The following is an 11,874-nucleotide window of genomic DNA, read 5'->3' as shown; positions in this document are numbered from 1 at the left end:
GGCCGCGCCGCGAGCCGGCGGGCCGCCCGCCGCAGCCCGGCCCGGGTGCGCGCGCTCAAGGCGGCGCTGCGCAGCGGGCTCGAATCACTGATCATGGCGTCCGCGGAGCACGGTGCCGAACAGGTCCTGGAGCGCTGGCGCGCCCACCCGGCCGGGGCCCAGGTCCTCGCCGGGATGGAGGGCGACCTCGCGCACGTCTCCCCGGAGTTGTCGCGCCGCGTCACCCGGGCCGTCAGCTCCTGGCAGGACCACGTCCAGGAGCTGATCCGCACCGAGGGCGTCACCAAGCGCTCGGTCGCGAAGCTGGTCTCCTTCGACACCGAGGCGGTCTCGCTCGTCCTGATGATCGGCCTGCTCGGCTACGGCACGTCCGACGTCGCGGTCGAGGGCGGCAACAGCGCCGTCCCGCAGCGGCTGCTCAAGGCGCTGTTCGGCGCCGAGTCGCTGCGCGGCATGGGCGCCAAGGCCCGCGCCGACCTGCGCAGCCGCATCGGGATGCTGTTCGATGAGGAGGCCATCCGGTTCGGGCAGGTGCTCGACTCCGCGGGCATCCCCGACGAGACCGTCCCCGTACAGCTGTACCAGGCCACCTACAACCTTGAGGTTGCCCGATGACCACCTCGGCCCTCCCCGCGAACTCGCCGGCGGGAACCGGCGGCGTTCCGTCCCTCGGCGCGAACGGGTCCGCGCCCGCCGCGGCGTCCGCCGGCCCGCCCGGGCTGGTCGACCGGCTGGGCGGCCTCGAACGGCTCGTCCGGGCCGGCGTCGGGCGGCTCGACCAGCCCGTCCTGGAGGAGGCCGGCGTGCTGCTCGACCGGGCCGGGCAGCGGCTGCGGCTGTCCGGTGAGCACACCGTCGTCACCCTCGCCGGCGGCACCGGCAGCGGCAAGTCGTCCCTGTTCAACGCCATCTGCGGGCTGGAGCTGTCACCCACCGGGCTGCGCCGCCCGATGACGTCCAAGGCGCACTCCTGCGTCTGGGGGCTGGACGGTGCCGGGCCGCTGCTCGACTGGCTCGACGTCGACAAGCAGCACCGCTACGCCCGTGCCAGCGCCCTCGACCTGGAGCGGGGCGACGCCGGCCTGCAGGGCCTCGTCCTGATCGACCTGCCCGACCACGACTCCATCCAGGCCGTGCACCGTGCCGAGGTCGACCGGTTCGTCGCCATCGCCGACCTGCTCGTCTGGGTCGTCGACCCGCAGAAGTACGCCGACGCGGCCCTGCACCGCAACTACATCGTCCCGTTCGCCCGGCACACCGGCGTCACCCTGATCGTCCTCAACCAGGTCGACCGGCTCGCCCCGCACGAGATCGAGGACTGCGTCGCCGACCTGCGCCGCCTCCTGGAGGCCGAGGGCCTCGCCGACCCGCGGATCGTGACGGCGTCCGCGGTGGCCGAGGACGGCGTCCACGGCTTCCGCGAGGTCCTCATCGACACCGTCGCCGCCCGCCGCGCCCGTGCCCAGCGCCTCTCCGCCGACGTCGACCGGGTCGCCGAGCGTTTCACCGCCTACCGCTTCGACGCCGAGCCGCCCACCACCGTCGAGGAGAACCGCCGCGCCGAGCTGATCCAGGCCCTGACGGACGCCGCCGGCGCGCCGGCCGTCGCCGAGGCCATGGAGAGCGCCTACGAGCTGCGCGCCGCCGACTTCGTCGGCTGGCCCGTCGCCGCCATGATCGCCCGGCTGCGGTCGGACCCCCTGCGCCGGATGCGCCTCACCGAACTGCGCGAGGAACTCCGGGGCGCCTTCACCGGCCCGGTCGGCGCCCAGCAGGGCGACGTCGACAACGCGCTGCAGGCCGTCACCGGGGGAGTGGCCACCGAACTGCCGGCCCACTGGGGGCGGTCCGTGCGCGCGGCGGCCCGCTCCCACGCGACCGAGATCCCCGAGGCGCTCGGCGAGTCGCTGAAGGGGGCGCTGCCCGCGTTCAACGCGGTGCCGCGCTGGTGGTGGCTGGTCAAGACCTGGCAGTACTTCCTCGTCCTGGTGGCCGTCCTCAGCGTCGTGTGGATCGGCTTCCTCGTCGCCTACGGCCTGCTGGGCGCCGACGGCGAGGACCGGAGCGGCCTCATCGGGCAGGCCGGCCTGATCCCGTACGTGGCCGTCCTCGTGGTGTGCACGCTCGGGATGGGGTGGCTCACGGCATCCGCCTGCCGCAACCTGGTCGCGCTGTCGTCCGCCAAACACGGCGACAAGATGGAACATCACATGCGCCAGGGCATCGAACGCGTCGCGTTCGAGAAGGTCATCGAGCCCATCGAGGACGACCTGGAGGTCTACGCCCGCTTCCGCCAGGACGTGGACGTGGCTCTGGGCCGCTGAGTTATCCACAGTTCCACGAAGACCTTCGCCGCCCGCCCGCGCCGCGCCACCGTTGACGCGTAAGCGAGACGATGGAGGTCGCAGTGAACGAGGCACATGTCACCATCACCGGCTGGGTCGCCGCGGAGCCCCGCTACGCCGTAACCGCCAACGGAACGCCCTTCCTGTCGTTGAGGGTCGGCTGCACGCCCCGCCGTTTCGACCGGCAGACCAACCAGTGGCAGGACGACGAGTCACTGTTCGTGACCGTCAACTGCTGGCGGCACCTCGCGGACAACGTCAACGCCTCCGAACTCCAGCGGGGCACCCCCGTCCTGGTCACGGGCCGCCTGCGCGTCCGCCAGTACGAGCGCGACGACCAGTGGCGCTTCTCCGCCGAGGTCGAGGCCACGACGGTGGGGCCCGACCTGAACCGCGGCACCGTCGACTTCCGCCCCGCCCAGCGCAGCGGCCCCCTCACCGACGAAGACCGCAGGCTGGCCCGTGAAACCGCCGACCAGTGGGCCCTGACGGCTCCGGCGGAAGAGGAGGAGCCCAAGGCCGCCTGACCCGGCACCGCCGATGCCGCGATATCGGCGGAGTGCCGGCCGCCCGCGGCGTCCCGGCGAGGCCGGTTCGGCGGGTTGCGGCCGGCGGGCCGGTGGCGGTCGGCGCCCCCGCCGTCAGGGGCGGGGCGGTCAGGGGCGTACGCTCCGGTCAGATCCAGGAGACGGCGCGCATGGCGATTCCCCCTCGGATTCCCCCGCGGACGTGCTGAGCACCGCGATTTCGCGGTCCCGATGCCGGTGACCGGTCGGTCGCCGGCATGTGCCGTCCCGAAGGTACCCGTTTCACGTCCGTTCCGCACGCGTTGCAACTATCGTGTTACACATCGTGAGGCGCGTAAGGGGGAAGGATGACGGCTGTGCAGTCGTCCGCCGAGGACCGTGGTGGGGAGCTGGCCGGCAGGCCGGGTCGCCGGGCGCGATGGGGGCGTCCGTCCCTGCTCGTGGTCTATGTGCCGGTGGTCGTGGCCGTTCATCTGGGGCTCACCGTGGCGGGGTTGCTGACGACCCCGTTCCGGGGCGATGACCTGATGACGTTCGCGGCCCTGCTGGCGTGCGGGGCGGTGTGCATCGAGGCGACCCGGCGGCTGGGCATGCCCGCCGGTGTCGCCCGCGACCTGCTGTCGGCCTGGTGGCTGCCGGTGGCGCTGCTGCTGCCGCCGGTGTACGCCCTGCTGATCCCGGTGCCGCTTCAGGCGCTGCTGCAGTTCCGGGTGCGCCGCACGCTGGCCTACCGGCGGGCGCTGGTCGCCGCGGCACTGGGCATCGCCGGCGCGTGCGCGTCCGTGGTGTTCCATCTGGTGGTGCCCGATCCGCTGGAGGGGGCGCCGCGTTGGGTCGTCGAGGCCTATCCGGGCATCCCCGCCGCCTTGGGCTGCGCGGCCCTGTTCACCGTGGTGAACGCGGCGCTGGTCGCCGTGGCGGCCCACGCGGCGAACCCCGAGAGCCGGTGGCGGGACGTCCTGTGGACCCGGGAAAGCCTGCTGCTGGACGTGGTGGAACTCTGCGTGGGCGTCCTCGTGGCGATCACCAGTGCGCTGTCCCTCGGTCTCCTGCTCCTCGCGCTGCCCCCCGTGGTGCTCCTGCAGCGCAGCCTGATGTACCAGCAGCTCCAGGCCGCCGCCCGGACGGACGCCAAGACGGGCCTCCTGAACGCCGCGGCCTGGCAGCGGGAGGCCGACACCGAGTTGTCGAGGGCCCAGCGCGGCCACGGCGCCGTGGCCCTGCTGCTGATCGACATCGACCACTTCAAGCGCGTGAACGACACCCACGGCCACCTGATCGGCGACCAGGTCCTGGTCGGGGTGGCCAGCACCCTCTGCCACCAGCTCCGCGACTACGACGTGGTGGGGAGGTTCGGCGGGGAGGAGTTCGTCGTCCTGCTGCCGGGTGCCGACACGGTGGAGGCGTGCCGGGTGGCCGAACGCCTGCGCGGCCGTGTCCGCAGGCTGGCCGTCCCCACGGAGGAGGGCACGGTCACGGTCACGGTCTCCGTTGGGGTCGCCCTGTTCCGCACCCACGGCCAGGACCTTCTTGAGCTCTTGGCCGCCGCCGACCTGGCTCTGTACCGCGCCAAGTCGTCCGGCCGTGACCGGGTGTGCCTCCCCGCTCTGGACGGTCCCGCGGCGTCCGGCGCCTGAAACCGGCGGGCCGGGCTGGGGCGACGCGAAAAACAGCCTCGCGGACCCCCTAGTCTTAAGGCATGGCCGAGTACATCTACACGATGCAGCGTGTGCGCAAGGCACATGGCGACAAGGTCGTCCTGGACGACGTCACCCTGCATTTCCTTCCGGGCGCGAAGATCGGCGTCCTGGGGCCGAACGGCACCGGTAAGTCGACGCTGCTGCGGATGATGGCCGGTCTGGAACAGCCCTCCAACGGCGACGCGCGCCTCATGCCGGGCTTCACCGTCGGCATGCTCCAGCAGGAGCCCCCGCTGAACGAGGAGAAGGACGTCCTCGGGAACGTGCAGGAGGGTGTCGCCGAGACCAAGGCGATGCTCGACCGGTTCAACGAGATCGCCGAGAAGATGGCGACGGACTACTCCGACGAGCTGATGGAGGAGATGGGCAAGCTCCAGGAGCAGCTCGACCACCGCAACGGGTGGGACCTCGACAGCCAGCTCGAACAGGCGATGGACGCGCTGCGCTGCCCGCCGCCGGACGCCGAGGTGACGAAGCTGTCGGGTGGTGAGCGCCGCCGCGTCGCGCTGTGCAAGCTCCTGCTCGAAGCCCCCGACCTGCTGCTGCTGGACGAGCCCACCAACCACCTGGACGCGGAGAGCGTGCAGTGGCTGGAGCAGTTCCTGGCCAAGTACGAGGGCACCGTCCTGGCCGTCACCCACGACCGGTACTTCCTCGACAACGTCGCCACCTGGATCCTGGAGCTCGACCGGGGCCGCTGCTACCCCTATGAGGGCAACTACTCCACCTACCTGGAGAAGAAGGCCGACCGGCTCAAGGTCGAGGGCAACAAGGACGCCAAGCGCAAGAAGCGACTCCAGGACGAACTGGAGTGGGTGCGGTCCAACCCCAAGGCGCGGCAGACCAAGAGCAAGGCCCGTCTGGAGCGGTATGAGGAGATGGCCGCCGAGGCCGCCAAGCACCGCAAGCTCGACTTCGAGGAGATCCAGATCCCGCCGGGCCCGCGCCTCGGCAACACGGTGATCGTCGCCGACAAGCTCACGAAGGGGTTCGACGACCGCCTCCTGATGGACGACCTGTCGTTCAACCTGCCCCCGAACGGCATCGTCGGCATCATCGGCCCGAACGGCGTCGGCAAGACCACGCTCTTCCGCATGATCGTCGGGGAGGAGCAGCCGGACGCGGGCGAACTGCGCCTCGGCGAGACCGTCAAGGTCTCCTATGTCGACCAGAGCCGCGGTGGCATCGACCCCAAGAAGACGGTGTGGGAGGTCGTCTCGGACGGTCTCGACCACATCAATGTCGGCCAGGTCGAGATGCCGTCCCGCGCCTACGTCGCGGCGTTCGGTTTCAAGGGCCCCGACCAGCAGAAGCCTGCGGGCGTCCTGTCGGGCGGTGAGCGCAACCGCCTCAACCTGGCGCTGACCCTCAAGCAGGGCGGCAACGTCCTCCTGCTGGACGAGCCGACCAACGACCTGGACACCGACACCCTGTCCAGCCTGGAGAACGCGCTCCTCGAATTCCCCGGCTGCGCCGTGATCACCTCGCACGACCGGTGGTTCCTGGACCGCATCGCCACTCACATCCTCGCGTGGGAGGAGGGCTCGAACTGGTTCTGGTTCGAGGGCAACTTCGCCGACTACGAGAAGAACAAGATCGAGCGTCTCGGCGCCGAGGCCGCCCGTCCGCACCGGGTGACCCACCGCAAGCTCACCCGCGACTGACCGCCCCCGCTTCCCCGACGGCCGCGTGATCCCGCCGATCACGCGGCCGTCGCGCTGAGCACGCGCGTATTTCGCGCACCCCTGACGCGAGCGAGCCGAATTTGGTTCGTGGCGATTTTGAATGGTTGTCTGTTTCGAGAGTTTCCATTCTGTTTCGATCTTGACTTGCCGTATCAGTGCAGGCCGGCGGGAGTCGCCGCCGCGTCCCCCCGCCCTCGGGCGGACGGGGAAGGATCGGTGCACGCACGTCCGGGAGACCGTCCCCGCGGACGGGGTCCTCAGCGACACGCAGATCCAGGAGTCGAGCCGCCACGCCGCCCAGTGCATCACCTGCCTGGCGGAGTTCGTCGCCCTGCTCAGGACCGCCGCCGCCGGCCTCCCACCGGGCGCCTTCCGCGACGGGTAACATCGGGCCGACCCCTGTTCCCAAACCCCGGGCGAGGACATGCAGCGGATGCCTCCGGCCGAGTACCGGCACGTCTACGAGTTCAACATCCGGTTCGGTGACATCGACTCCCAGGGCCATGTGAACAACGTCAAGTTCCTCGGCTACCTGGAGGACGCGCGGCTGGAGATGTTCCACGGCGACCCGGTGCGCAAGGGCGAGAAGCCCGTCCGCGGCATGGTGATCGCGCGGCACGAGATCGACTACCGGCTGCCGCTGCTGCCGACCGTCTACCCGATCCGCGTGGAGACGTGGGTGACCGAGGCCCGCGCGGCCTCGTTCAAGCTGGCCTACGAGGTGCGGGACGACGAGAACGTGTACGCGGAGGCGACCTCGACGCTCGTCGCGTTCGACGTCGAGTCGAACCGGCTGCGGCGCTTCACCCCGGAGGAGCGGGAGTTCATCGGGCGTTACGTGGCGCCCACCGCATGACGGCGCTCGCCGGGGTAAACGGTGCCCCGTCCTGATCAGCCCGGCGACAGCCGAGCCGTCACGGATAGGTAACAAGCGCGACAGCAATCCGCTTTCCGCCCCCTTTTCCTCTAGTGTCGCGACGCGAATGTGGAGAACCCACGTGAAAGGGGCACAATGCGGCGCGTCTCACGAGGAGCGATGGCACTGCTGCTCGCCGCGGGAATGACCGGAGCCGGCGCCACCGCGGCGCAGGCGGCGGTCACCGCGCGGGCGGGTGCGGCCGAGGCGGGCGACATTCTCGCCCAGCTCAAGGCGATTCCCGGAATGCAGGTGACGGAGAAGACCTCGAAGATTCCCGGCACCCGCTGGTTCTGGCTCGAATACCGGCAGCCCGTCGACCACCGCAACCCCGGGGGGCAGTGGTTCGAGCAGCGCGTCATGCTGCAGCACAAGTCGGCGGACAAGCCCATGGTGCTCTACACCAGCGGCTACCACACGCCGGAAGTGATGTTCACCTCCGAGCCGACGGCACTGGTCGACGGCAACCAGATCTCGGTCGAGTACCGGTACTTCACCCCGTCCCGTCCCGAGCCGGCGGACTGGAAGAAGGACACGATCTGGCAGGCCGCCACCGACGAGCACCGCCTCATCGGCGCACTCAAGACCATCTACCAGGGCAAGTGGATCTCGACGGGCGCGAGCAAGGGCGGCATGACGGCCGTCTACCACAAGCGCTTCTACCCGCACGACGTGGACGGCAGCGTCGTGTACGTCGCGCCCAACGACGTCGACAACAACGACGACATCGCCTACGACAAGTTCTTCAAGACGGTCGGCAGCGACCCCGGATGCCGCGCGCACCTCAAGGCGCTCGCGCGCAAGTTCCTCGAACGCCGCCCCGAGATGCTCAAGCGCTTCAAGGCCGCCGCGGACAGGCAGGGCCTCACGTTCACCATCCTCCGTACGCAGGACCGCGCGTTCGAGAACTCGGTGATGGACTACGAGTGGGGCTTCTGGCAGTACAGCCTGCAGTCCGACTGCGCGTCCCTGCCGCCGGTGGACGCCTCCGACGACGCGCTCTACGAGTCGCTCGACACCGTCTCCGGGCTGTCCTTCTACAGCGACCAGGGGCTTGAGCCGTACATCCCGTACTACTACCAGGCGGGCACCCAGCTCGGCTGGCCGTCGCCCAAGTTCAAGCACCTGCGGCCGCTGCTGCGCTACGAGAGCAGCTACCAGCCGCGCACCTACGTCCCGCGTGACATCCCGATGCGGTTCGACCGCGGCCGTGCCATGCGCGACATCGACGGCTGGGTCCGCCAGAACTCGAACCACATGCTGTTCCTCTACGGTGCGAACGACCCGTGGGGCGCCGAGCCGTTCCGCCTCGGCAAGGGCGCCCGTGACTCGGCCGTCTACGTGGCGCCCGGCATGAACCACAGCGCCCGCCTCATCGCCAGGCTGCCCGCGGACGAGCAGGCCAAGGCGATGGCGGACGTCCGGCGCTGGGCGGACGTCGAGGCCGGCGTGCAGGCCCTCAAGCAGGCTCCGCGCGCCGACGACCCGCTCCAGCTCCAGCGTCCGCCGCTGTAGCCGGAGACCGCCGCCGAATGCCCGCGGTGTGCCGGTGCGCGTCCCGACCCCTGGCCCGCACCGGCGCACCGCGTGAGCGTCTCAGGAGGGCGTGAGCCAGGCGGCGGAGTTGCCGGGGAGCAGGTCGCCGTAGAGCGGCGTGCTGGTCAGCAGCGGGGTGCCGGGCGGGAGGCGCACCGGGTTCTCGCCGCAGTTCAGCGCGCATATGAGCGGGCCGCGCCGAAAGCAGAGCGCCGTGCCGGGGGAGTCGAGCCAGTCGATGTCCTCCGGCAGGTCGTCCAGGAGGCGGCGGCGCAGCGCCAGCGCGTCGCGATACCACGTCAGCATGGAGGACGGGTCGGACGCCTGCGCCTGCGCGGTCATCGGCGCCCACCGCGCCGGCATCGGCAGCCACGGCCGGACACCGCCCGGGGAGAACCCGTACGGTTCGGTGTCGCCCGACCAGGGCAGCGGGACGCGGCAGCCGTCCCGTCCGGCGAGTTCCCCGTTCGTGCGCTCGAAGATCGGGTCCTGCCGGGCCTCGTCCGGCAGGTCCGTCACCTCGGGCAGGCCGAGTTCCTCACCCTGGTACAGGTAGGCCGATCCTGGGAGCGCCAAGAGCAGCAGCAGCGCCGCCTTGGCCCGCGCATGTCCGATCCCAGGGACGCTCTCCGGCCGCTCATACCGGGTCACGTGGCGGATCGAGTCGTGACTGGACAGCACCCATGTGGGTGCGGTGCCGGTGGGCGCGACGGCCTTCAACGCGGCGTCTATCACCTCGCGGAATGCCGCCGCCGACCACGGAGCCAGTTGCAGGTCGAACTGGAACACCTGGTGCAGTTCGTCGGGACGCAGATAGAGCGCGAGGTCTTCCGGGCCGTCCGTCCACACCTCGCCTATGGCCATGCGGTCGCCGTCGTACTCGTCCAGGATCCGGCGCCAGCCGCGGTACACGTCGTGGACTTCGGGACGGCTGTAGACGGGGCCGTTCAGGGCGCGGCTGTCCCGCCCGTTGAGGTCGCGGAGCGATTCGTCCTTGACCAGGCCGGCGGCCACGTCGATGCGGAACCCGTCCACGCCGCGGTCGAGCCAGAACCGCAGGATCTCCTCGAACTCGGAACGGACCTCCGGGTTGCGCCAGTTGAAGTCCGGCTGCTCGCGCGCGTACAGATGCAGGTACCACTCGCCGTCGTCCACCCGCGTCCAGGCCGGGCCGCCGAACGCCGACGGCCAGTCGTTCGGGGGCTGTATCTCGCCGGGACGTTCCCCTGGCCGTCCAGGGCGGAAAATGTAACGCGACCGCGCAGGTGACCCGGGCGGCGCGGCCAACGCCTCCCGGAACCAGGGATGCCGGTCGGACGAGTGGTTCGGGACGATATCGATGATCAGCCGCAACCCGTGCGCGTGCGCGTCCGCCACCAGGGCGTCGAAGTCGTGAAGCGTGCCGAAGCGCGGGTCCACGTCGCGGTAGTCGGCCACGTCGTAGCCGCCGTCCGCCAGCGGGGACGTGTAGAAGGGGGTGAGCCACAGCGCGTCCACGCCGAGGTCGCGCAGGTGGCCGAGCCGGGACCGGATCCCCTGGAGGTCGCCCTCACCGTCGCCGTCGGAGTCGGCGAAGCTGCGGACGTAGACCTCGTACACGACGGCGTGGCGCCACCACGGGATTCGCGTCATACACGCCGATCTACCCGATTACCCCGCGCCGGTCACGTGGGGGAGTTCACCAGGCTGCGCGCCGCCATCGTGAGATAGTCCCAGAGCTGCTTCTCCAGCGGCTCGGGCAGCTCCAGTTCCTCCACCGCGACCCGCATGTGCCGCAGCCACGCGTCCCGCTCGGCCTCGCCGATGACGAACGGCACGTGCCGCATCCGCAGCCGCGGATGGCCGCGCCGCTGACTGTAGGTGTTCGGGCCGCCCCAGTACTGGATCAGGAACAGCCGCAGCCGCTCCTCGGCGGGCCCGAGATCCTCCTCGGGGTACATGGCACGAAGCTCGGGGTCGCTCGCGACACCCCGGTAGAAGCGGTGCACCAGCCGGCGAAAGGTCTCCTCGCCGCCGACCGCCTCGTAGAACGTCACCTGTTCAGCCATAGCGCTCCCCACCCTATGTGAGATGCCCCCCGATCCCCACCTTGATCGGTTACGGCGCCGGGGTGGCCACCATGACGCCCGCATCGTCGAACGCGCGCTTGACGCGTTCGCGCAGCTCGCGGGCGACGTCGCCCTGCTTGCCCGGTGCGGTCTTCAGCACCATGCGGATCACGATGGCGTCACCGGCGAGGGCCTGCACGCCCCACACCGACGGCTTCTCCAGGACGAGGTCCTGCCACGGCGAGTCCGCGGCCATCTCGTCGGCGGTGGTCTGCAGGATCTCCTTGACCTTCTCGGTGTCCTCGCGGATGTCGACGGGGATGTCGAGGACGGCGCGGCCCCAGTTCTGCGACTCGTTCCCGACCTTCTTGATCTCGCCGTTCGGGACGTACCAGACGATGCCGTTGACGTCCCGCATCCGGGTGACCCGCAGCGTGACGGCCTCGACCGTCCCCTTCGCGCTGCCCACGTCGATGAGGTCGCCGACGCCGTACTGGTCCTCCAGCAGCATGAACAGCCCGGCGAGGAGGTCCTTGACGATGTTCTGCGCGCCGAAGCCGACCGCGACGCCGATGACGCTCGCGCTGGCCAGGATGGGGGCGAGGTTGAGGCCGAGCGACCCGAGGATGCTGAACAGGGCCGTCCCCATGATCAGGACGGACGCGATCGAGCGCAGCACCGAGCCGAGCGTCTGCGCGCGCTGGGCCCGCCGCTTGTTCAGCAGGACGGGGCTGCCCTCGAAGATCGTCCGGGACCGTTCCCGGGCCCGCTCCGACATCGTCCCCTCGGCCATCCGCAGGGTGACCTTGGTGATCATCCGGTGCGCGATGTTCTTCACGATCAGCGCGACCACGAAGGTGATGATGATCCACAGGAGGGTGGTGAGGGGCTTGTCGAGCCATGTCGCGAAGAACCCGGTGAAGCCGGTGTTGTGCGAGACGTTCCACACGAGCCGGCACGCGGTGGTCGGTGTCTGGTCCTTGCAGGCCAGCTCGGGGGTGCCCTTCTCGGCCCAGGGCAGCAGCGGGCTGTCGGCGAGTGCCGTGGTGGACGTGGTGAGCGACGCGGCGATCGACGACGCGGCCAGTGACATGGTGCAGCCCCTCCCCGGCCATTG

At 70.5% G+C, this 11,874-nt stretch carries 9 protein-coding genes and 2 pseudogenes; 8 read left to right on the top strand and 3 right to left on the bottom strand.

From position 1 onward, the window contains the following. From AF1_RS35250 to AF1_RS19885, 8 genes and pseudogenes are all read left to right on the top strand, one after another. Nucleotides 1-615: pseudogene (locus AF1_RS35250) on the top strand (AAA family ATPase); the annotation flags it as partial. Continuing rightward, complete coding sequence (locus AF1_RS19915) at nt 612-2,324, top strand: P-loop NTPase family protein (protein ID WP_067801223.1); 1,713 nt, start codon at nt 612-614, stop codon at nt 2,322-2,324. The pseudogene AF1_RS35250 and the gene AF1_RS19915, both read left to right, overlap by 4 nt. Before the next feature lie 83 nt (nt 2,325-2,407). Then, nucleotides 2,408-2,872, top strand: a complete 465-nt coding sequence (locus AF1_RS19910; RefSeq protein WP_084263140.1) for a single-stranded DNA-binding protein — start codon at nt 2,408-2,410, stop codon at nt 2,870-2,872. 347 nt (nt 2,873-3,219) lie between these two features. Further along, nucleotides 3,220-4,509, top strand: a complete 1,290-nt coding sequence (locus AF1_RS19905) for a sensor domain-containing diguanylate cyclase (protein WP_067801220.1) — start codon at nt 3,220-3,222, stop codon at nt 4,507-4,509. 62 nt (nt 4,510-4,571) lie between these two features. Beyond that, on the top strand, nt 4,572-6,236 hold the full coding sequence (gene ettA, locus AF1_RS19900; protein ID WP_067801217.1) for an energy-dependent translational throttle protein EttA: 1,665 nt from the start codon (nt 4,572-4,574) through the stop codon (nt 6,234-6,236). 160 nt (nt 6,237-6,396) lie between these two features. After that, on the top strand, nt 6,397-6,642 hold the full coding sequence (locus tag AF1_RS19895) for a hypothetical protein (RefSeq protein ID WP_131732453.1): 246 nt from the start codon (nt 6,397-6,399) through the stop codon (nt 6,640-6,642). A 39-nt stretch (nt 6,643-6,681) separates the two neighbouring features. Then, a complete protein-coding gene (locus tag AF1_RS19890) occupies nt 6,682-7,113 on the top strand; it encodes an acyl-CoA thioesterase (RefSeq protein ID WP_067801211.1) in 432 nt (143 codons plus the stop codon). A gap of 180 nt (nt 7,114-7,293) precedes the next feature. After that, a complete protein-coding gene (locus AF1_RS19885) occupies nt 7,294-8,688 on the top strand; it encodes a S28 family serine protease (RefSeq protein ID WP_242608674.1) in 1,395 nt (464 codons plus the stop codon). A gap of 81 nt (nt 8,689-8,769) precedes the next feature. Here AF1_RS19885 and AF1_RS19880 read toward each other — a convergent pair whose 3' ends face one another. The 3 genes and pseudogenes from AF1_RS19880 to AF1_RS19870 all read right to left on the bottom strand — a co-directional run bounded on the left by AF1_RS19880 (nt 8,770) and on the right by AF1_RS19870 (nt 11,850). Next, nucleotides 8,770-10,341 carry a glycoside hydrolase family 13 protein gene (locus AF1_RS19880; RefSeq protein ID WP_067801205.1) on the bottom strand — a complete coding sequence of 524 codons (1,572 nt, stop codon included), beginning with the start codon at nt 10,339-10,341 and terminating at the stop codon, nt 8,770-8,772. Nucleotides 10,342-10,379: 38 nt separating this feature from the next. Then, a pseudogene (locus AF1_RS19875) lies at nt 10,380-10,757 on the bottom strand (globin); the annotation flags it as partial. 49 nt (nt 10,758-10,806) lie between these two features. Then, nucleotides 10,807-11,850 (bottom strand): mechanosensitive ion channel family protein, encoded by a 1,044-nt coding sequence (locus tag AF1_RS19870; protein ID WP_084263138.1) that lies wholly within the window; start codon nt 11,848-11,850, stop codon nt 10,807-10,809. Between the last annotated feature and the right edge of the window lie 24 nt (nt 11,851-11,874).

The sequence above is a fragment of the Actinomadura formosensis NBRC 14204 genome (assembly GCF_001552155.1).
Lineage (GTDB): Bacteria > Actinomycetota > Actinomycetes > Streptosporangiales > Streptosporangiaceae > Spirillospora > Spirillospora formosensis.
Note: the sequence above shows the minus strand (reverse complement) of the source record. Positions and strands in the feature narration are given on the sequence as shown.

Coding starts and splice junctions, on each gene's coding strand:
- AF1_RS19915 (WP_067801223.1), top strand. CDS start 612: ATGACCACCTCGGCCCTCCCCGCGAACTCGCCGGCGGGAACCGGCGGC.
- AF1_RS19905 (WP_067801220.1), top strand. CDS start 3,220: ATGACGGCTGTGCAGTCGTCCGCCGAGGACCGTGGTGGGGAGCTGGCC.
- ettA (WP_067801217.1), top strand. CDS start 4,572: ATGGCCGAGTACATCTACACGATGCAGCGTGTGCGCAAGGCACATGGC.
- AF1_RS19890 (WP_067801211.1), top strand. CDS start 6,682: ATGCAGCGGATGCCTCCGGCCGAGTACCGGCACGTCTACGAGTTCAAC.
- AF1_RS19885 (WP_242608674.1), top strand. CDS start 7,294: ATGGCACTGCTGCTCGCCGCGGGAATGACCGGAGCCGGCGCCACCGCG.
- AF1_RS19880 (WP_067801205.1), bottom strand. CDS start 10,341: ATGACGCGAATCCCGTGGTGGCGCCACGCCGTCGTGTACGAGGTCTAC.
- AF1_RS19870 (WP_084263138.1), bottom strand. CDS start 11,850: ATGTCACTGGCCGCGTCGTCGATCGCCGCGTCGCTCACCACGTCCACC.